The organism is Pseudactinotalea sp. Z1748, from assembly GCF_049725185.1.
In the GTDB taxonomy this organism is placed as follows: domain Bacteria; phylum Actinomycetota; class Actinomycetes; order Actinomycetales; family Beutenbergiaceae; genus CALKWS01.
Genome location: NZ_JBMPQB010000009.1, coordinates 20,781 through 40,296, shown reverse-complemented (window position 1 = coordinate 40,296; position 19,516 = coordinate 20,781). Strand labels below are relative to the sequence as shown.

Sequence of the window (19,516 nt, the reverse complement as noted above, 5' to 3'; positions counted from 1 at the left end):
GTGATGGGTGCGATGCCTCCGAGCGCCTACGGTGCGGCTACTAGCATCGAGCGATGAACACCGAACCCGGCACCGGAACCGAACCCGGCACCGATCCACGACGCGGCGGTGAGTCCGACCCGGTCCTGCGGGTACGAACCGCCGCCGAAGGTGCCGGCGTGCGGTTCGACCTGGTCCGCCTGGACGAGCACGTACCCACCGCTGCGGCGGCTGCTCAGGCGCTGGGGTGCACGATTGCCCAGATCGCGAACTCCCTCATCTTCGAGGCCGACGGCGAACCGCTGCTCGTGATCGCCAGCGGCGCCCACCGCGTTGATGTCGCCAAGGTGGCAACTGACCTGGGCTATGCCAAGGTGCGCCGGGCCGGCCCCGGCTTCGTGCTGGCCCACACCGGTCAGCAGGTCGGCGGGGTCGCGCCCTTCGGCCACCCGGCGCCGGTGCGGACCGTGATCGATGAGGACCTCGCCGCCCACGAGCAGTTGTGGGCAGGCGGTGGTGACGACTTCACCATGCTCTCGATCACCTTCGCTGACCTGGTGCGCTCCACCGGCGGGCAGGTGTGTCGGGTGCGCTAACGCTGCCCGCCCCTCGTCCCCACCCCCCCATCGCCCCCACCCCCCCCGTCGCCCCCACCCCCCCGTCGCCCCCACCCCCCGTCGGCGCCAATCAAGGCCGAGGACGACGCCTGTGGTCGTGGGCGAGTGGCCGACCACTCGTCAATGGCCACAAGCGTCGTTCTCGGCGGTCCGCGGTGGGCCTGGGCGGTGGGCCTGGGCGGTGGGCCTGGGCGGTGGGCCTGGCGGGTGGGGGTGGCCGGTGAGGTGGGCCCGGGCCGGACTTGACGTGCGTCAAGGTAGTGTGCGCGCCGTTTTCGTACGTTCTTATCAGGCCCCCAGGAAATGGGCGGGGCAGCGACTGTAAAGGACACGACGATGACCATGATTCGCACGTGGTGGAACGGGCCGTGGATGGTTCCCACGGTGTCCGGTCTGCTCATTCTGATGTCGTTCTTCACCTCCCGGGCCATGGGCCTGGAGGGGATGGGCGATCTGCTCATGGTGGCTGCTGCGGTGGTCGCCGGTGTACCGATCGCCATCAAGGCCGTGCGGGCGCTGATGGTGAAGAACATCAGCATCGACCTGCTGGTCTCCATCGCCGCCACAGGTGCGGTGATCATCGGCGAGTACTGGGAGGCCGCCGCGGTGACCTTCCTGTTCGCCATCGGGCACGCCCTGGAGGCGCGCACGATGAACAAGACCCGCTCGGCGCTGGCCGAACTGGTCGCCGTCGCCCCGGATGTGGCCGTGGTGATGCGCGACGGGCAGCAGGTGGAGATCGGTGCCCATGAGGTGATCGAGGGCGAGATCGTGCTGGTCAAGAACGGCGCCAAGGTGCCGGTCGACGGTGAGGTGATCGCCGGCAACGGGGCACTGGACGAAGCCTCCATCACCGGTGAGTCCATCCCGGCTGAGAAGGCCCAAGGAGACCAGGTCTTCGCCGGCACCATCTCCCGCGGGGGGTTCCTGCAGGTGCGCGCCACCGGCGTCGGGGCCGACACCACGCTCGCTCGCATCATCCACCGCGTGGAGGAGGCTCAGGACGCCAAGGCCAGGACCGCGGCGTTCATGGACCGCTTCTCCACCTACTACACCCCGGCGATCATGGTGCTGGCGCTCGCGGTGGGCCTGCTGACCGGCAACGTGGTGCTCGCGCTGACCCTGCTGGTGATCGCCTGCCCCGGTGCGCTGGTCATCTCCATCCCGGTCACGATCGTGGCCGGCATCGGCCGCGGCGCTCGCGACGGTGTCCTCATCAAGGGTGGGGAGTACCTGGAGAACTCGGCCAAGATCGACGCGGTGGCACTGGACAAGACCGGCACCCTCACCGAGGGTCGCCCCGAGCTGACCGACGTGGTGGTGCTCGACCCGAGTTCCACCCGCGAGGAGGTGCTGACCTGGGCCGCTCGTGCCGAGGCCGGTTCCGAGCACCCCCTGGCCCGTCCGGTGCTGGAGGCAGCGGCCGCTGAGGGGTTGTCCACCCCGGGCCTGCCCGAGCACACCGAACCGGTGCCCGGCAAGGGCATCACGGCCACCACCCAGGGTAGCCAGGTGCTGATCGGTAACGCAGCGTTGCTGCAGCAGTACCAGGTAGTCGACACCGTTGGTGCCGCCGAGGCTGCCGAGGGCCTGGCCGCGAAGGGCCGCACCCCGATGATCGTGGCCGTGGACGACGCCGTGCTCGGTGTGGTCGCGGTCGCCGACACGGTCCGGGCCGAGGCCGCGCAGATGGTGGCCGACCTGCATGCTGCTGGTGTGCAGAAGGTGGTCATGCTCACCGGGGACGCCCCGCTGGTGGCCCGGGCCATCGGTCGGGCCACCGGAATCGATGAGGTGCGCGCCGGGTTGCTCCCGGAGCAGAAACTCGAAGCGGTGGCCGACCTGCAGCGCCAGGGCTACACCGTGGCGATGGTGGGCGACGGCGTCAACGACGCACCCGCCCTGGCCACCGCCGACATCGGGGTCGCCATGGGCGCAGCCGGCACCGGCGTGGCCATCGAGACCGCCGATATCGCCCTGATGGGTGACCGGTTGGAGCGGCTACCGGAGGCGATCGGCCTGGCCAAGCGCACCGTTCGGATCATGCGCCAGAACATCGTCATCGCCCTGGCCACCGTGGCCGCACTGATGGCCGGTGTCTTCGCCGGCGGCGTGACCATGGCAATCGGAATGCTCGTGCACGAGGCCTCGGTGCTGGTGGTGATCGTCAACGCGATGCGGCTGCTGCGCAAGAAGCGTCAGACCCCCACCGCTCCCACGACCCCCGTGGCCAAGCAACCGGTGGTCCAGACGGCCCGGGCCGCCTGAGCCAGACCCCGCCCGGCCGGGCGGATGGGCACGAACCAGCCCATCCGCCCGGCTTTCGCACGTCACCTCGCCCTTGACAGGCAAGTTCTCGCTTGCGTATAAAGAACTGTGGAGCCCAACCAATCCCTGCGCGACCACACCCTGTTCAAGGCGCTCAGCGACCCAACCCGGCGCCTCATTCTCGATGAGTTGACCGAGCAGGATCACCAGACCCTGTTCGAGATCCAAGGCCGGCTCATCATGAGGCACGGGTTGACCTCCTCGCGGCAAGCCATCTCCCAGCACCTCGCCGTGCTGGAGGAGGCGGGCCTGGTGCATACCCGGCGGCAGGGCCGGTACAAGTTCCACGATCTGGACACCAGGCCGCTGGCCGCGATCGCCCAGCGGTGGCCCATCGAATCCCAGGAGCCGTACCCATGATCCGCATCCACATCACCAGCGTCTTCGTCGACGACCAGGCCAAGGCGCTGGAGTTCTACACCGACAAACTCGGCTTCGTGAAGAAGGTCGACATCCCCACCGGCGAGGCCCGCTGGCTCACCGTCACCTCCCCGGCCGACCCCGAGGGCACCGAACTCCTGCTCGAACCCGACACCCATCCCGCCGTCGGACCCTTCAAGAAGGCCCTGGTCGAGGACGGCATCCCGGCCACCCAGTTCGCCGTCGAGGACGTCTACGCCGAGGCCGAGCGGCTCAAGGGGCTGGGGGTGCGATTCACCCAGGAGCCGGTCGACATGGGCCCGGTAGTCACCGCCGTGCTGGACGACACCTGCGGCAACCTCATCCAACTGGCCGCCATGAAGGTGCCCCCGACGGCCCAGAACTGACTCGACGCGGCAGGCAGTCTCCCCCGATGGCTATCCCCCGATGGCGGCGGAAGGAGTATCTCCGGCATCGAGAGCGACGGGTATGGCCGACAACGAGTGTTCTGCCAGTCGCTCTCGGCCATAAGGCTCGAAGTCGAGGCCAGGGACAAGCAGCATCCACACCGCCACTGAGCCGTGGGAGACTGAACTTGGCCAGTTCCCCGGCCGTCGGACAGGCCGTGCCCAGGAGCCGTGATGACCCAGATAGCCACCGATTCCACCGCCACGAGCACGGCGGGCCCGGTGTTGCAGGCCAAGGGCCTGGTGCGCCGGTTCGGCGACCTGACCGCCGTGGACGGGGTGAGTTTCCACATCAGCCCCGGGGAGACCTACGGCCTGCTCGGGCCCAACGGGGCCGGGAAGACGACCACGATCTCGATGGCCGCCGGGCTGATCCGCGCTGACGCCGGGCAGGTGCGCATCGCCGGGGAGCTGATGGGTCCGAACCGGGTCTCACCCAAGGCCCACCTGGGCCTGGTGCCCCAGGACCTGGCCATCTACCCCGAACTCAACGCGGGTGAGAACCTGTCCTTCTTCGGCCGCCTGCAGGGCATGGGCGGCAAGGACCTGCGTAGTCGGATCGATGAGGTGCTGGATCTGATCGGCCTGGCCGACCGCGCCAAGGAGGCCACCAAGAAGTTCTCCGGCGGGATGAAACGCCGCCTGAACATCGGCATCGGTCTGTTGCACCGGCCCTCGTTGTTGATCCTGGACGAGCCCACGGTGGGGGTGGACCCGCAGTCGCGCAACGCGATCCTGGAATCGGTGGAGGCGCTGTCCACCGAGGGCATGGCGGTGCTCTACACCACCCATTACATGGAAGAGGCAGAGCGGCTGTGCGACCGGATCGCCATCATCGACGCCGGGAAGATCCAGGCCGAGGGCACCCGAAGCGAACTGATCCGTCTCATCGGTGAACTCGACGAGATCCGGTTGGTCGGCACCGGTGCGGTGGCCGCCGCGGCTGAGCAGTTGCACGCATTACCGGCCGTGGAGCAGGTGGTGGCCGACGGCCGTGACCTGATCCTGCATGTGCGCGATGCCCCCACTGCGGTGGCCTCGGTGGTCACCACCGCCGGCAGGGCCGGGATGGAACTGGACGATGTGGGCATCTCCCGGCCGAACCTTGAATCGGTATTCCTGCACCTGACCGGCAAGGCGCTGCGGGACTGACATGAGCCAACTGTTCACTCTTGCGGCGGCGGATCTGCGCCAACGCGTCCGGGACAAGTCGGTGCTCATCTTCGGCCTCGTGGTGCCGATCGCCCTGATGTTCGTGATGAACCTGGTCTTCTCCGGCGCAGAGGAACTCGAGTTCGAACCGACCACCGTGGCGATCACAGCGGCCGACGACGACGACCTGGCCCGGGCGGTGATCGCCACCCTGGGGCGGGTGGATGTCTTCGAGGTCAACGTCGATGAGGTCGGCGCCGATCAGGTACGCCCGCTGGTGCGCGACGGCGGCGCCGACCTGGGCGTCGTCATCGACGGTGGCGACGCAGCCTCGGCGGCCGAGGGCGCCCAGGCGAGTGTTGAGGTGATCGAGGGGGAGGCCGCCGGACTGCAGACCGACATCATCATCTCGGTGACCCAGGCGGTGGCCGAGCGGTTCACCTCGGTCACCACGGCCACCCGGGCCGGTGCCGAACTGGGCCTGTCCGAGGAGGAGTTGGCGATGGTGGCCCAGTCGGTGGCGCAGGCGCCCGAAGCGGTGACCACCATCGAGGGACGCACCGCCAGTGAACAACTCGACGGCGGCGGCACCATGGTGGCCGGGCAGGCGGGTCTGTTCCTGCTGTTCACGGTGGGCTTCGGGGTGCTGTCGCTGATCAACGAGCGCGAGCAGGGCACCCTGGTGCGGCTGCGGTCGATGCCGATGCGGCCCGGAATGATCGTGGCGGGCAAGGCGATCTCGGCGTACGTGCTGGGCGTCGGGGCCACGGGGGTGCTCCTCGCGGTAGGCGGGTGGATGTTCGATATCTCCTTCGGCTCGGTCCCGCTGGTGGCCGTATTGGTGCTCGCGGTGGTGGCCGCGGCCACATCGCTGATGTTCGTCGTCGCCCGCCTGGCCCGCACCGCAGAGCAAGCCGGCGTCACCCAGGCGATCCTCGCCGTCGTGCTTGGCATGTTCGGCGGCGCATTCTTCCAACTCACCTCGGGCGGGATCGCCGGCACATTGCTGGAACTGAATCCGATCGGGGCGTTCACGCGCGGATTGGGGATCGTCGCCGGCGGCGGGCAATTGTCTGATCTTGGCGTGCCGTTGGCCACCATGGTGGGCTTCGCCGTGATCGCCGCGGCTGCCTCGCGACTACTTCCGGACCGGGGGGCGGAACTGTGAGGGCGGTGCTGGCCATCGCCGGAACCGAGTTGCGTCGCTTCATGCGGGACCGGTCGAACATCTTCTTCATGCTGATCCTCCCGATGCTGCTGGTGTTCGTGCTCGGGCTGCAGTTCGGAGGCGGGGCCGACCAGGGCCGGGTGGTCATCGCCGGTGCCGACGGGGAGTTGCGCCAAGGGCTCACCGAGGAGTTGGAGCGCACCGGTACCGAAGTCGACGGTGTCGCCGGCGCCGAGGAGATGCGCACCGAGGTGGCCCGCGAGCGAGCCGAGGTGGGCCTGTACGTCGATGCGGAGACGGAGAGCGACTACGCCTCGGGGCAGTCCGGTCAGATCGAGATGATCACTGCCTCCGGTGCCGGTGCTCCGATGGTGCAGCAACGGGTGGTCACCGCGCTGGGCACCCTGACCGGGCCGCGCGCGGAGGTGGCGGCCCTGACGCAGGCGGGCGTTCCGCCGGAGGAGGCCGACGCGGCGCTGGTGGGGGCCCGGGAGGCGGTGGCGCCGGTGAGCCTGACCGTGACCGATGCCGGCGGCCAGCCCAACGTGTTCGCCGGGCTGGGCCGGTTCGACCTCGAGGCGGGCAGCATGCTGCTGTTGTTCGTGTTCCTGTCCACCCTGTCCAGTGCCGTCACACTGATCCAGTCCAGGCGCCTGGGGGTGCAGGCCCGGGTAGTGGTCTCCCCGGTCTCGGCCGGTGCGGCGATCGGTGGGCAGGTGCTGGGCCGGTGGGTGATCGCGTTCGTCCAGGGCGGCTACATCATGGTGGCGAGCATGGTGCTGTTCGACGTGGACTTCGGCAACCTCGCCGCGGCACTGGTGCTGGTGGCCGTGTTCGGGGCGGTGGCCACCGGGACGGCGATGCTGTTGGGGGCGCTGATCGACCACGAGGGCGCCGCCACCGGGGTCTCGGTGGGGTTGGGCCTGGTGCTGGCCGCGTTGGGCGGGTTGATGTTCCCCCTGGACCTGTTCCCGGACACCCTGCGCGCCGTGGCCCACGCCACCCCGCACGCCTGGGGGTATGAGGCCTTCGCCGAACTCCAGCGCCAGGGCGGCGGGGTGGCCGAGATTGTCCCGCAACTCGGGGTACTGGCCGCGATGGCCGCGGTGCTGATCGCCCTCGGCGCGGTGGCGCTGCGCCGGTCCGTGTCGCGAGCGATGTAGGCCGCTGGAGCGCGGCGGCCGGCCCTGGTTCCCCGTGACCGGGGAGGTGCACTACGCGCGCCTGCCCCGCGAGCGCTGATCGCAGACCCTCGCGCACGCCCGGGGACTACCTGTGTGCACCGGATGCTCACCGGTGGGTCACGAACCGGTCACCCGTTTCGGGAGATGATGGGAGCATGCGATTGATCCTGATCCGCCACGGCCAGACCCCCTCCAACGTGGCCGACCTGCTGGACACCAGCGAACCGGGTGCCGACCTGACCGAACTGGGCCGCGAGCAGGCCGCCGCGGTGCCGCGCAGCCTGGTCGATGAGGAGGTCGACGTCGTCTACGCCTCCACCCTGGTGCGCACCCAGCAGACGGCGGAGCCGTTGCTGATCGAGCGCGGCGCGGACTTCCGGGTGCACGAGGGGCTGCGGGAGATCAGTGCCGGTGAGTTCGAGATGCGTGGGGACCACGAGGCGATCCGGGCCTACCTGGGCACAATCTTCGGCTGGGCCGATGACCCGACCCTGACCGTGCCCGGCGGAGAGAGCGGGGAGGAGGTCTGGGACCGCTATGACCAGGTGTTCGCCGAGGCCGCGGCCGATGGGGTGCGGACCGCGGTGATGTTCACCCATGGGGCGATCATGCGCTCCTGGTCCGCGGCCCGGGTGGCCAACATCAGCGGCGAGTACGCCACGCACAACCCGATCAGCAACACCGGCGCGATCGTGCTGGAGGGCAGCGTGGATCAGGGCTGGTGGGCCCACTACTGGGAGAACCTGGCCCTGGGCGGGGAGCGCGTCAGTGCCCCGGCCGGCGACGGCCCAGCCGGCCAGGAGGCGCCCGAGGATGCCGTCAAGGGGAAGGCCTGAGGCTTCTGGCACCGTGCCGGCGGGCACCGGCTACCCTGTTCGCGCAGCAGCCGTTCCAGACCGACACCCAGGAGTTTCCAATGACGGGCACCCACATTGCCGCACCGTTCACACCGGCTGACCGGGTGCGGCGGATCAAGGAGTCCCCCAGCACCGCCGCTGCTGCGCGAGTACGGGAACTGAAGGCTGCCGGGAACCGGATCTTCGACTTCACCGTCGGCCAGCCGGACTTCGACACTCCCCAGCACATCAAGGACGCCGCCACCCGCGCAATGCACGCCGGCGAGACGAGGTACACCTCGGTCAATGGCACGGTCGAACTGCGGGCAGCCGTTCGGGAACGGATGGAGCGCACCTGCGGCATCTCCTACCCCGATGGGTCCATCACGGTGGGTGGAGGGGCCAAGCAGGTCATCTACCTGGCGTTCAGCGCGACGCTCGATGCCGGTGACGAAGTGATCATCCCGACCCCCTATTGGGTCTCCTACCCGGACATGGTCGGCGCCAACGACGGTACTCCCGTCATCGTTCAGACCAAGGCGCAGGACCGGTACAAGATCACCCCGGCACAACTACGGGAGGCGATCACCCCGCGCACCCGTTGGTTGATCCTGAACAGTCCCAGCAACCCCACGGGAGTGGCCTACACGCAAGCCGAACTGCACGCCCTGGCCACAGTCCTGCAGGAGGCGCCCCACGTCTGGGTGCTGAGCGATGAGATCTACGATGACATCACCTTCACCGACCAGCCCCTGCTCGGCCTAGCCGCGGCCGCACCCTCGATCCGGTCCCGGGTCCTCACCGTCAACGGCGTGTCGAAAAGTTACGCGATGACGGGGTGGCGCCTTGGGTACGCCGTTGGCGACCCTGCCCTCATCGGGGCGATCAACCTGCTGCAATCGCAGACGTCGACGTGCCCGTCCTCGATTTCCCAGGCCGGTGCCGTGGCCGCATTGACCGGGGATCAGTCCTTCGTCGCGGAAACCGTCCGCGCCTACCGGCAGCGCCGCGACCGCGCCCTGGAACTCATCGCCGACATCGACGGATTGAACCCGATCGAGCCGGACGGAGCGTTCTATCTGTTCGTGGACTGCGAGGGCCTGCTCGGGCGGCGCACACCGCAGGGTGCGGAACTGACCAATGATCAAGAGGTGACCCTGTACCTGCTGGAGGAGGCAGGCGTGGCGGTGATCCAGGGTTCAGCCTTCGGTGCCGAGCCGTTCTTCCGGATGTCCTATGCCACCGACCTGGACACCATCGAGGATGGTATCGCGGCAATCGCTGCGGCGGTGGCACGGCTGCAGTGAGCGGGGGCCGCGCCCGCAGGAGGCGCCGGTGGTCGGTGGCGCGACTGATGACGCCGAGTGGTCAGGTTGCGGTGAGAACCTGCACCCGTGCCTCGGCGAACGCTTGCGACAGTGGCGGCTGCAACGGTCGATCGGTCACGAGCACGTCCACCTGGTCCAGTTCGCCCAGGAGCACCGGCGCGGCGGCATCGAACTTGGAATGGTCGGCCAGCAGCACTACCCGGCCGGCCGCCTGCATCAGTGCCTGTTTGGTGGGGCGCTCCTGGTCGGTGGCAACGTACATCCCCGACCTGCGCAGCGCCGCGACGCCGATGAACAGCACATCGGCATGCAGGTTCGCCAGGGCTGCCACCGTCTGTCCGCCGACGAATGCCTGACTGTCCACCAGGAGTTCACCGCCCAGTCCGATCACCCGAAGGTGCGGGAAGTTGAGCATGTGCTGCAGCACCGGCACCGAGTGGCTGATCACGCACCCGGAGAACGTGGGGGGTAGGGCCGCGGCGAGTTCGAACGCGGTGGTCCCGGCATCGAAGGCGATCGTGGCGCCGGGCTTGATCAGCCCCAGGGCTGCCTGTGCCATTCGCTGCTTGGCTGCCCGCTGATGAGCTCCCCGGCTGGTGAAGTCGGGGGTGCGCAGGGTCGCGTGCAGCAGGCTGGCGCCACCGTGCACCACCCGCAGTTCCCTTGCTGCGGCCAGTTTGCGCAGGTCTCGTCGCACGGTCATGTCGGAGACTCCGAGCAGGTCGACCAGGTCGGTCACCTTCTGGAAGCCGTGCACGCTGAGGAGTTCCATGATGCGGGCGCGACGCTCGGCCCCGGGCAGGCTCCTGGCCGTGGTCGGTTCGGTCATGTGGCATCACTCCTTGACAGACATCATGCCGGTTCGTAAAGATGGGCGTGTTGATTATTCAACACTTGAGTGTTGAGTTTGCCTCATTCAATGGTGAGGAGTGGGCATGAACGCTGGGAGCACCGCAGACATCGTCTGCGTCGGGGTGCTCACCTACGACGCCATCGCGGTGGTCGAGCAGTTCCCCGCACCCGATTCGCGGCAGGTCGCCCAGGATGTGGTCTTCGCCGGCGGAGGTCCGGCGGCGACGGCGGCGGTCGCCGCCCGGCGGCTGGGCTCGAGGGTCGCGATGATCGGCACCGTCGGTGACGACACCGAGGGCCGGCAGATCCTGTCCGACTTGCAGGGCGAAGGTGTCGACGTCCGTGGTGTGCAGATCACCCCCGGTGCCCGCTCGGCGGCCAGTGTGGTGCTGGTGGACCCGGTCCGGCACACCCGGGCGATCGTCAACCGACCGGCCACCCGCCCGCGCATCGGCGAGGCTGCCGCGGAACTGCTGGAGGGTGCAACCTGGATCCACGTCGACCAGATGGGCTGGGCGCCGGTGCGCCGCTACCTACAGAAACTGCCGGCAGAGCAGCACCCGCGCCTGTCGGTCGATGGTGGCAACCCGATCGAGGACTTCGACCCCACCGGAGTGGACCTGTACGCCCCCACCCTGGAGGCACTGCGCCGCCAGTACGGCGCCGCACCGGCCCCGGAGTTGCTGCAACGCACCCTCGACGACGGTGCCCGCAGCGTCGTCGCCACCGACGGCGCCCGCGGGTGCGTGGGGCTCGACGCCGACGGCCACCTAATACACGCCCCCGCCTATCCAGTCCCGCTGGTGAGCACGTTGGGCGCCGGGGACGTGTTCCACGGCGCGCTGGTCTCCGCGCTGCACCGCGGACTGCCCCGGCCCGATGCCATGGCCTATGCCAACATCGCCGCCGCCCTGTCCTGCGCGGCGGTGGATGGCCGCAGCGCCATCCCCACCCACCACGACGTGCAGGCGGCACACGCCTCCCGCACCACCACCGTGCCTGAGGAGGCCCCCGCTGATGGCTGAGCCGACGACCGCCCCGCCCCACTTGCGCGACCTGCAACGACCCTCCGGTGCGTTCGCGATGCTGGCCGTTGACCAGCGCGAGGCGCTGCGGGGCATGTTCGCCGAACACACCCGGGGCCCGGTCAGCGACCAGGACGTGACCGACTTCAAGATCGCCGCCACCAGAATCCTCTCCCCGCACGCCTCGGCGGTGCTGATCGACCGCCAGTTCGGCTGGGAGCCGATCGTGCAAGCCGGAGTGGTCGATGAGCAGTGCGCCCTGATCGCGGCGGCGGACCACTTCGAGAGCGCCCATGGCGAACTGGTCGGGAACGTCACGATCGACTACCAGGTGGATCCGGTGCGGGTGCGCGACCAGGGCGCTCGGGCGATGAAACTGTTGGTGATCTACCGGCCCGACACCGACCCCCGGGAACGGGTCGCGATGGTGGAGGAGTTCATCGGCCGTTGCCACGACGCCGGTCTGCTCAGCATCATCGAACCGCTTTCCCGCGCACCGGTCTCGGGTAGCACCTGGGACTGGGACGCCGGGGTGCTCGCCGCGGCGCGCGAACTGGGTTCGCTCGGCGCGGACCTGTACAAGGGTGAGGTGCCCCTGCACGGTCAGGGCGCACCCGAGGAGATCCGCCGCCGGTGCGCCGAGATCACGGCCGCGGTCGACTCGCCCTGGGTGGTGCTGTCCAGCGGGGTCCCCGAGGACGTGTTCCCCACCGCGGTTCGGCTGGCGTGCACCGAAGGCGCCTCCGGCTTCCTCGCCGGACGGGCGGTGTGGGCCTCCAGCATCGCAACGCCCGACGTCGAAGCAGACCTGCGGACGGCGGCCGTCGCCCGGCTGCAACACCTGGGTGAGATCGTCGACGACGTGGTCGGGGAGGCAGCATGAAGGTCGCCATGATCCCGACGGCAAGGCCGACGTTCGCCGTCGATGTCGCACAGCAGCGGGCCGATCAGGCCCGGGCGCTGCTGACCGAACTCGGTGCGCAGGTGCGCGGGCCCCGGGAGTTGGTGATGACGCCCGAGGACATCGGGGCCGCCGCCGGGCATCTCGAGGGTGCGGACCTGGTGATCAACGTCTGTGCGTCCTTCTCCGACGCCAACCCGGCACTGCAGCTCTATGCCGACCAGCAGGCACCGGTGCTGCTGTGGGCCTTCCGGGAACCAGGGCCGGTCGGTGACCGGTTGTGGCTGAACTCGCTCTGCGGTGCCAACCTGTTCGGCCACGCGCTGCGCCGCTCCGGGGGGCAGGTCCGCCTCCTCTACGGCGATCCCGAGGAGGACCAGGTCCGCCTGGCCCTGCAGGCGGCACTCACCGGTGACCTCCCGCCCGCACCGGCCCTGCCGAGCGCGGCCGGTGAACGCGCCGATACCGAGGAGGTGCGCACCGCTCTGGCGTCCCTGCACGGGCGCAGTATCGGCGTGATCGGCGATCCGCCACCGGGTTTCACACCCAGTGAGTACGACCCGGATTTGCTGACCCGAGTATTCGGGCTGCGGGTGCAGCAGTTGAGTATCGACGAGGCCTTCGCCCGGGTCGAGGCGGTCGGGTCGGAAGCCCAGCACGAGGAGACCCGTGCGGCCGTCGCAGCCCAGCCCAGCCTGGATGACCTGGACCCGACCGAGGTGAGCAAGCACGCCGCCATCACCGTGGCGCTGCGGGAATGGTCCGGCACACACGACCTCGCTTCGGTCGCGGTGCGCTGTTGGCCGGAGTTCCCCACCCGCGTCGGGGTGTGCCCGTGCTCATCACTGTCCCGCCTGGCCGGCGAAGGCGTACCCACCCAGTGTGAACGGGATGTCTACGGCGCGGCCACCATGGTGACGTTGCAGGCCCTCGGGGCCGGGATGAGTTACTTGGTGGACACCGTGGACCTGGACACCGGACGCAACCTCGTGCGGTTCTGGCATTGCGGCTCGGCGGCCACCACTTTGGCTGCCGACCCTGCCAACGCCGCCCAGTCGGTGCACTGCAACCGCAAGATCGGCGTGGCCGGCAACTTCCCCCTGCGCGCCGGGCCGGTGATCATGGCCCGGTTCACCGAGGACCTCGCTGGCGATGGCTTGCGCCTACTGATCGGCAGCGGGCAATCACTGCCCGGGCCGAACCGGTTCCAGGGCAACACCGCCGATGTCCGCCTGGACACCGATGCCAGTGAATTCGTGCACGGGCTCGTCACCGGCGGTTTCCCCCACCACACGGTCCTTGCCTGGACCGACGTCCGGCCGCAACTACGTGCTGCTGCCGATCTCCTCAATATCCCCGTCATCGAATGGTGAGAAACAAACAGTTCGAAGGAGAACGACATGAACACCAACCAGAACGGACCACTCTCCCGTGCGGCACTGTCCCGGCGCCGTGCCCTGCAACTCTTCGGCGCCACCGGTTCCGCAGCGTTCCTGGCCGCCTGTGCCGGCCCCGGCTCCGGTGGTGGCGGGGATGGTGTCACCTCGGAGGAGAACGGCGGGGCCTTCGAAGGTGAGGTGGACGGGTCCATCTCCTTCGCGCACTGGCGCGCTGAGGACCAGGCGGTCCTGGCCGAACTCATCGAGGAGTTCATTGCCGAGCACGAGGGGGTCAGCATCTCCCAGGACATCTCGCCCTCCAACGACTACCAGTCCAACGCCCTGCAGCAGATCCGCACCGGCAACATCGGTGATGTGTTCGTGGCCTTCCGGGGTGCCCAGTTCGAGGACATGGTCGACGCCGGGCTCTACACCGATCTGAGTGGTACCGGCGTGCCGGACCTGTACAACGCCAGCCTGATCGACTCGGGCGCGCGCGACGGGGTCCAGTACGGCCTGCCCTACCAATTGGTGTTCAACCAGCCGATCACGAACCTGGACCTGCTCGAGCAGGCCGGGATCACCGAACCCCCCGGTGACTGGGAGGGGTGGCTGGCCATGTGTGAGGCGATCATGTCCCTGGACAAGGTCCCGATGGCCTGGTCGGGTGGCGAGATCGGCAACGCCGGGCACCTGTTCAACGCGATGGTGATGAACAACGCGCCCAGCGATGACATGTGCGTCAAGATCGAGACCGGGGAGTACAAGGTCACCGACGACTGGTTCCTGCACACCCTGAGCCAGTACGAGGAACTGCGCCCGTACTTCCAGGCAAACTCCACCGGCACCGCGGTGGAACCGGTCCAGCAGATGTTCGCCCAGGGTGATGCGGCGTTGTTGATGACCGGCTCGTTCCACATGGCAGCTGTGCGCGAACTGGGGGCGGAGTTCCCGTTCGGCATGGCCGCACCTGTCACCGTGCCGGCCGAGGAGCGCAAGTACGAGGGGGTGCACAACGCCACGTTCGTGCTCGGGGTCAACTCCGCGTCGGACAACCAGGCCACGGCGCTGGAGTTTCTGCGGTTCCTGAGCGAGTCGGGGCCCGCGAGCACCTACGCGAACGGCACCTCCCAGCACCTGACGGTGTCCGACGTCGACTACGACAACGAGGACCTGGACGCCACCACGGACTGGCTGGACAAGGAGACCATGCTGGCCGCTCGTTTCCAGTTCAACGACCTGGATATCCGCAACGCCGCCGAGCAGGCCTGCATCGACGTCGTCGGCGGTACCTCGGTGGACGAGGCCGCGGAACAGGCCCAGGAAATCATCGACCAGCGCATCAACCGCTGACCCATGACCATCAGGTCCCGCCGACGGATCTACCCGACGACCGGCGCGACCCGATCGGCGAACCTGCTGAGGAACACATGACAGGGACATCCGCGGAACCGGCTCGGCGGGCACGCCCGCCGGTTCCGCCGAACCCGGCACTGCCGCCGGCGCGCAGAAAGCGTGGTGGGCCTACCCGGGTGCATCCGGCGCTGTACGTGTTTCCCGTCCCGGCCCTGGTCGTCTACATCATCTTCTTCGCTATCCCGGCGTTACAGGCCGTGCAGTACTCGGTGACCGATTGGGACGGTTTCAGCGCCGAGTACGAGAGCGTGGGGTTGGGCAACTTCCGCAACCTGTTCACCAACGACTCGTTGTTCATGAACGCGTTGTCGAACAACCTCAAGTTCATGTTGGTCGTGGTGGTGTTCCAGACCCTGCTGGCATTGATGCTGGCGATCTTCCTGGTGCGCAACTCCACCGGCTCCACACTGCTGCGGGGGCTGTTCTTCTTCCCCACGATCCTGTCCTCGGTCTCGGTGGCCTACATCTGGAAGTTCATCTATGACCCGAACTACGGCCTCGGCAATTCTGTGCTGGAGGCCGTGGGGTTGGGCGAGTACACCAGCGCCTATCTGGGAAACAACGAGCAGGCGATCTATTGGGTAGCGATCACCCAGGTCTGGTTCCACGCCGGGCAGATGATGGTGATCTTCATCGCCGGGTTGCAAGGGGTGCCGGCGGAGTTGTACGAGGCCGCCGAGATCGACGGCGCCGGGAAGTGGAAGCAGTTCACCAAGATCACCTGGCCGATGATCGCCCCGGCCACGGCAATCGTGGTGGCGTACACCACCATCCAATCCTTCAAGGCCTTCGACCTGATCCTCGGACTCGGCGGACTCCCGCCTCGACGCAGCCTCGACATCTTGTCCACCCGGATCTACTCCACCTTCGCCAACACCGAGTTCGGGTACGCCGCCGCCCAGTCGTTGATCTTCATGGCCTTCATCGCCGCGATCGTCATCGCCCAGCGCCGCCTGCTGAAACTCACGCAGAAGGAGGCCTGAGGACCATGCGTTACACGATCACGCGGACCACCATCCTCACCGTCTACGCGGCGCTGATTCTCGTGCCGATCACCGTGGTCATCTTCGGCAGTTTCAAGACCACCCCGGAACTGTTCGCCTCTCCCTTCGGGCTGCCGTCGTCGGTGTCGCTGCAGAACTACGACATCGTCTTCAACCAGCAGAGTCTTGACCAGGCGTTTCTGAACAGCGTTATGGTCACCAGTGCCTCGGTGTTCCTGACGTTGCTGCTGGGGAGCCTGGCCGCCTATGCCACCGCCCGCATTCCCGGGTGGAAGGGCTGGCTCATCTTCGGGTTCCTGGTGCTGGGCATGTCCATCCCACCGCAGGCGAACATGATTCCCCAGTACGCCCTGTTCGACCAGCTCGGGCTACTCGACAACCGCCTCGGTCTGGTCCTGATCAATATCGCCGTGGGACTGCCGGTGGCGGTGTTCATCCTCGGTGGCTTCATGCGCACCCTGCCCCGGGAGGCCTATGAAGCCAGTGCCGTGGACGGCGCCGGCCCGATGCGGACCTACTGGTCGGTCGTGCTGCCGATGTCGATGCCCTCGGTAGCGGCGACCGCGATCTTCCTGTTCGTGATCCAGTGGAACGACCTGCTGTATCCGCTGCTGTTCATCAACACCGATTCGAAGAAGACCATCCCCCTGGCACTGTTGAACTTCCAGGGGGAGTTCCTCACCGACTACCCCCTGCTGTTCACCGGTGTGGTGATCGCCTCGGTGCCGATCACGTTGACCTACATCTTCCTGCAGCGCTACTTCGTGGCCGGTATCACCGCGGGGGCGGTGAAGGGATGACAGCCCTGCCCGCCCGGTGGTGCACCGGTCCGCTGCACCGAAACGATCCCACCCGATGAGGAGAACCGATGACCACGTCCGATGCCCCGACCGTCGCGATGTTGATCGATGGCGACTGGGTGGGATCGTCCACCACCCGCCCGGTGCACAACCCTGCCGATGGTGCTGTGATCGCTCACCTGGCCTGGGCCGGTGCCGAGCAGGCCGTGGCTGCTGCCGACGCGGCCCGGCGGGCACTGCCGCAGTGGGGCGGCCGGCCGGCCCGGGAGCGTGCCGACATCCTGATGCAGGCGGTGACAGTGCTGAGCCGGCGGCACCAGGAGATCGCGACGCTCCTGGCCCGGGAGACCGGTAAGCGCCTGCCTGAGGCAGTGGCGGAGCTGAACCTTTCGATGGAGTATCTGCGCTGGTTCGCCGAGGAAGCACGCCGCCCCGCCGGTGAGGTCCTCACCCCCGAATCACCCGGACGTGAGCAACTCACCCTCCGTGAACCGGCCGGTGTGGTGATCAGCCTGTCCCCGTGGAACTTCCCGTGCTCGATCCAGGCACGCAAACTCGCCCCGGCGCTCGCTGCCGGTTGCACCGTGGTGGCCAGGGTGTCGGAGAAGGCTCCGCTGGCGGTGACGGAAATGATCCGCTGCCTGTCCGAGGCCGGAATGCCGGCCGGGGTGATCAACCTGGTGCACGGACCGCCGCAAGAGGTGACCGAGGCGTTGCTCGAGCACCCCAGCACGCGGATCGTCAGTTTCACCGGCTCCACCGCCGTCGGGCGTCAGATCATGGCCAAGGCCGCCCAGCGGGTCGTGCACCCGCTGCTGGAATTGGGCGGAAACGGGGCGTTCATCGTCTTCGACGACGCCGACGTGGACCTGGCAGTAGAAGGTGCCCTGGTGGCGAAGTTCCGCAACAACGGACAGTCCTGCGTAGCGGCGAACCGCTTCTTCGTCCAGGCCGGGGTCTACGGGGAGTTCACCCGCCGCCTCGCCGAGAAGATCCAGGACATGACTATCGGGGACCCGACGAGCGAACCGTTGCCCGACTTGGGGCCGCTGATCGATGAGGATCGGCGCGCCGCGGTGGAGGCGATGGTCGAGGAGGCCCTGAGCGCGGGAGCGCACGTGGTCAACACCCCACGCGCGAACGTGCCGGAAGGACCCTACGTCGCTCCGGCGCTCCTGGCCGAGGTGCCCGGGCATTGTGCGATCGCGACCGAGGAGATCTTCGGTCCGGTCGCCGGCGTCTTCCGGTTCGATACCGAGGAAGAGGTGGTCGAGCGGGCGAACAGCACCGAGATGGGTCTGGCGAGTTTCGTGTTCACCACCGATGCCTCCCGGTGCTGGCGGATGGCCCGGAGCCTGCTGGTCGGGATCCTCGGTATCAATGATCCGGTGCCGGCCGCGGCTTACGCCCCGATGGGCGGGGTGAAGCAGTCCGGTCTGGGCCGGGAGGGCTCGCGCCTGGGCCTGGAAGAGTTTCAGAGTGTGCGTTACCTCGCCTGGCGCTAGCGCTGCATGACCGACCGCCACCAGCAGTTCCAGTACACCGAGACCCAGCACTTTCGAGAGGCAGACCGTGGAGCATTCCGGACCCGCGCAGCGAACGATCCGCTACGGCATCATCGGCGCCGGGCAGATGGCGCGTGAGCACGTGCGCAACCTCGCTCTCATCCCGGGGAGTGTGGTGACCGCACTGTCCGACCCCAACGCCGAATCGCTCGAGGTGACCCACGCCGAGGTGATGGGCCTGCCGAACGCCCCGCACGACGTCATCCGCTACCACCAGCCCGGCGATCTGCTGTCCTCGGGCCTGGTGGATGCCCTGGTCATCGCCAGCCCGAACGACACCCACGCGGCCATCCTGACGCAGATCTTCTCCCACCCCCACCCCTACCCGGTGCTCGTGGAGAAACCGGTGTGCACCACGATGGCCGATACCTACCTGCTGGAGGAGGCAGCGGCTGCGCACCCGGCGCCCATCTGGGTGGCGATGGAGTATCGGTATATGCCCCCGGTGCAGCAGGTACTGCAGCGGTTGCGCGGCGGTGACCTGGGGCAGTTGCGGATGCTGTCGATCCGTGAGCACCGGTTCCCCTTCCTGGACAAGGTCGATGACTGGAACCGGTTCTCTGAACGAACCGGGGGGACGCTCGTGGAGAAGTGCTGCCACTTCTTCGACCTGATGCGGCTGCTCACCGCCGATGAGCCGATTCGGGTGTATGCCTCCGGGGGATCGGATGTGAATCACGCCGATGAGTCCTATGACGGGCGGCGCCCGGACATCCTCGACAACGCGTTCGTCGTCGTGGACTTCGCCGCCGGTGTGCGCGCCATGTTGGACCTGTGCATGTTCGCCGAGGGGTCGGCCTTCCAGGAGCACATCTCGTTGGTGGGGGACGTGGCCAAGGCCGAGTGCTTCGTGCCGGTCGATGCCGATCACTGGCCCGCCGATCAACTACGCGAGGCCGAGGTGGAGTTCAGCCCGCGCGCACCGCAGGGTCCGGTGCGCAGTTCGGTCCCGGTCGACCCCGCGGTGCTCGCTGCCGGTGCCCACCACGGGTCGACCTATTTCCAGCACCTGGGCTTCCGACGGGCCGTGCTTGATGGCGCACCGGTGGAGGTGACGCTGCGCGATGGCGTGCAAGCGGTCCGCATCGGGTTGGCCGCCGAGGAGTCGGTGCAGACCGGACGGGCCGTGACGCTGTGAACCGCGTGCTTGCCGGC

Annotated in this window: 18 protein-coding genes; 17 read left to right on the top strand and 1 reads right to left on the bottom strand. The window is 68.1% G+C overall.

Features of this window, described 5'->3' with window-relative positions; genetic code table 11:
• Positions 1–53: 53 nt before the first annotated feature.
• The 9 genes from ACO0LU_RS16570 to ACO0LU_RS16530 all read left to right on the top strand — a co-directional run bounded on the left by ACO0LU_RS16570 (position 54) and on the right by ACO0LU_RS16530 (position 9,398).
• Entirely contained in the window at positions 54–575 is a 522-nt protein-coding gene (locus ACO0LU_RS16570) for a YbaK/EbsC family protein (protein WP_424792451.1), read from the top strand.
• A gap of 426 nt (positions 576–1,001) precedes the next feature.
• The gene (locus ACO0LU_RS16565; RefSeq protein WP_424792548.1) at positions 1,002–2,864 is read left to right on the top strand and encodes a heavy metal translocating P-type ATPase; all 1,863 of its coding nucleotides are present in this window, start codon (positions 1,002–1,004) and stop codon (positions 2,862–2,864) included.
• Positions 2,865–2,972: 108 nt separating this feature from the next.
• Positions 2,973–3,284 (top strand): ArsR/SmtB family transcription factor, encoded by a 312-nt coding sequence (locus ACO0LU_RS16560; RefSeq protein ID WP_424792450.1) that lies wholly within the window; start codon positions 2,973–2,975, stop codon positions 3,282–3,284.
• Complete coding sequence (locus ACO0LU_RS16555; RefSeq protein WP_424792449.1) at positions 3,281–3,691, top strand: VOC family protein; 411 nt, start codon at positions 3,281–3,283, stop codon at positions 3,689–3,691. The genes ACO0LU_RS16560 and ACO0LU_RS16555 overlap by 4 nt, the downstream gene beginning before the upstream one ends.
• Before the next feature lie 234 nt (positions 3,692–3,925).
• Positions 3,926–4,903, top strand: a complete 978-nt coding sequence (locus tag ACO0LU_RS16550; RefSeq protein WP_424792448.1) for an ABC transporter ATP-binding protein — start codon at positions 3,926–3,928, stop codon at positions 4,901–4,903.
• Position 4,904: 1 nt separating this feature from the next.
• Positions 4,905–6,071, top strand: a complete 1,167-nt coding sequence (locus ACO0LU_RS16545; RefSeq protein ID WP_424792447.1) for an ABC transporter permease — start codon at positions 4,905–4,907, stop codon at positions 6,069–6,071.
• Positions 6,072–6,076: 5 nt separating this feature from the next.
• The gene (locus tag ACO0LU_RS16540) at positions 6,077–7,234 is read left to right on the top strand and encodes an ABC transporter permease (RefSeq protein WP_424792446.1); all 1,158 of its coding nucleotides are present in this window, start codon (positions 6,077–6,079) and stop codon (positions 7,232–7,234) included.
• A gap of 176 nt (positions 7,235–7,410) precedes the next feature.
• Complete coding sequence (locus tag ACO0LU_RS16535; protein ID WP_424792445.1) at positions 7,411–8,091, top strand: histidine phosphatase family protein; 681 nt, start codon at positions 7,411–7,413, stop codon at positions 8,089–8,091.
• Between the two features lie 80 nt (positions 8,092–8,171).
• Positions 8,172–9,398, top strand: coding sequence for an aspartate transaminase (locus ACO0LU_RS16530; RefSeq protein ID WP_424792444.1), 1,227 nt, complete (start codon positions 8,172–8,174; stop codon positions 9,396–9,398).
• Positions 9,399–9,459: 61 nt separating this feature from the next.
• Here ACO0LU_RS16530 and ACO0LU_RS16525 read toward each other — a convergent pair whose 3' ends face one another.
• The gene (locus ACO0LU_RS16525; protein WP_424792443.1) at positions 9,460–10,248 is read right to left on the bottom strand and encodes a DeoR/GlpR family DNA-binding transcription regulator; all 789 of its coding nucleotides are present in this window, start codon (positions 10,246–10,248) and stop codon (positions 9,460–9,462) included.
• Positions 10,249–10,354: 106 nt separating this feature from the next.
• On the opposite strand from ACO0LU_RS16525, the gene ACO0LU_RS16520 reads away from it, so the two are divergent.
• From ACO0LU_RS16520 to ACO0LU_RS16485, 8 genes are all read left to right on the top strand, one after another.
• Positions 10,355–11,296 (top strand): carbohydrate kinase family protein, encoded by a 942-nt coding sequence (locus tag ACO0LU_RS16520; RefSeq protein ID WP_424792442.1) that lies wholly within the window; start codon positions 10,355–10,357, stop codon positions 11,294–11,296.
• Entirely contained in the window at positions 11,289–12,179 is an 891-nt protein-coding gene (locus ACO0LU_RS16515) for an aldolase (RefSeq protein ID WP_424792441.1), read from the top strand. Before ACO0LU_RS16520 ends, ACO0LU_RS16515 begins: the two co-directional genes overlap by 8 nt.
• Complete coding sequence (locus ACO0LU_RS16510; protein WP_424792440.1) at positions 12,176–13,570, top strand: hypothetical protein; 1,395 nt, start codon at positions 12,176–12,178, stop codon at positions 13,568–13,570. The genes ACO0LU_RS16515 and ACO0LU_RS16510 overlap by 4 nt, the downstream gene beginning before the upstream one ends.
• Before the next feature lie 27 nt (positions 13,571–13,597).
• Positions 13,598–14,929 carry an ABC transporter substrate-binding protein gene (locus tag ACO0LU_RS16505; protein ID WP_424792439.1) on the top strand — a complete coding sequence of 444 codons (1,332 nt, stop codon included), beginning with the start codon at positions 13,598–13,600 and terminating at the stop codon, positions 14,927–14,929.
• A gap of 77 nt (positions 14,930–15,006) precedes the next feature.
• Complete coding sequence (locus ACO0LU_RS16500; protein WP_424792438.1) at positions 15,007–15,975, top strand: carbohydrate ABC transporter permease; 969 nt, start codon at positions 15,007–15,009, stop codon at positions 15,973–15,975.
• A gap of 5 nt (positions 15,976–15,980) precedes the next feature.
• A complete protein-coding gene (locus tag ACO0LU_RS16495) occupies positions 15,981–16,796 on the top strand; it encodes a carbohydrate ABC transporter permease (RefSeq protein ID WP_424787043.1) in 816 nt (271 codons plus the stop codon).
• A 68-nt stretch (positions 16,797–16,864) separates the two neighbouring features.
• Positions 16,865–18,301 (top strand): NAD-dependent succinate-semialdehyde dehydrogenase, encoded by a 1,437-nt coding sequence (locus tag ACO0LU_RS16490; protein ID WP_424792437.1) that lies wholly within the window; start codon positions 16,865–16,867, stop codon positions 18,299–18,301.
• A gap of 67 nt (positions 18,302–18,368) precedes the next feature.
• Positions 18,369–19,499, top strand: coding sequence for a Gfo/Idh/MocA family protein (locus ACO0LU_RS16485; RefSeq protein ID WP_424792436.1), 1,131 nt, complete (start codon positions 18,369–18,371; stop codon positions 19,497–19,499).
• The last annotated feature ends 17 nt before the right edge of the window (positions 19,500–19,516 follow it).

What these genes read in the sequence shown, in the direction of transcription:
- ACO0LU_RS16510 (WP_424792440.1), top strand. Translation starts at nt 12,176, where the DNA reads ATGAAGGTCGCCATGATCCCGACGGCAAGGCCGACGTTCGCCGTCGAT.
- ACO0LU_RS16495 (WP_424787043.1), top strand. Translation starts at nt 15,981, where the DNA reads ATGCGTTACACGATCACGCGGACCACCATCCTCACCGTCTACGCGGCG.
- ACO0LU_RS16505 (WP_424792439.1), top strand. Translation starts at nt 13,598, where the DNA reads ATGAACACCAACCAGAACGGACCACTCTCCCGTGCGGCACTGTCCCGG.
- ACO0LU_RS16550 (WP_424792448.1), top strand. Translation starts at nt 3,926, where the DNA reads ATGACCCAGATAGCCACCGATTCCACCGCCACGAGCACGGCGGGCCCG.
- ACO0LU_RS16535 (WP_424792445.1), top strand. Translation starts at nt 7,411, where the DNA reads ATGCGATTGATCCTGATCCGCCACGGCCAGACCCCCTCCAACGTGGCC.
- ACO0LU_RS16555 (WP_424792449.1), top strand. Translation starts at nt 3,281, where the DNA reads ATGATCCGCATCCACATCACCAGCGTCTTCGTCGACGACCAGGCCAAG.
- ACO0LU_RS16490 (WP_424792437.1), top strand. Translation starts at nt 16,865, where the DNA reads ATGACCACGTCCGATGCCCCGACCGTCGCGATGTTGATCGATGGCGAC.
- ACO0LU_RS16500 (WP_424792438.1), top strand. Translation starts at nt 15,007, where the DNA reads ATGACAGGGACATCCGCGGAACCGGCTCGGCGGGCACGCCCGCCGGTT.
- ACO0LU_RS16545 (WP_424792447.1), top strand. Translation starts at nt 4,905, where the DNA reads ATGAGCCAACTGTTCACTCTTGCGGCGGCGGATCTGCGCCAACGCGTC.
- ACO0LU_RS16530 (WP_424792444.1), top strand. Translation starts at nt 8,172, where the DNA reads ATGACGGGCACCCACATTGCCGCACCGTTCACACCGGCTGACCGGGTG.
- ACO0LU_RS16525 (WP_424792443.1), bottom strand. Translation starts at nt 10,248, where the DNA reads ATGACCGAACCGACCACGGCCAGGAGCCTGCCCGGGGCCGAGCGTCGC.
- ACO0LU_RS16520 (WP_424792442.1), top strand. Translation starts at nt 10,355, where the DNA reads ATGAACGCTGGGAGCACCGCAGACATCGTCTGCGTCGGGGTGCTCACC.
- ACO0LU_RS16565 (WP_424792548.1), top strand. Translation starts at nt 1,002, where the DNA reads ATGTCGTTCTTCACCTCCCGGGCCATGGGCCTGGAGGGGATGGGCGAT.
- ACO0LU_RS16515 (WP_424792441.1), top strand. Translation starts at nt 11,289, where the DNA reads ATGGCTGAGCCGACGACCGCCCCGCCCCACTTGCGCGACCTGCAACGA.
- ACO0LU_RS16570 (WP_424792451.1), top strand. Translation starts at nt 54, where the DNA reads ATGAACACCGAACCCGGCACCGGAACCGAACCCGGCACCGATCCACGA.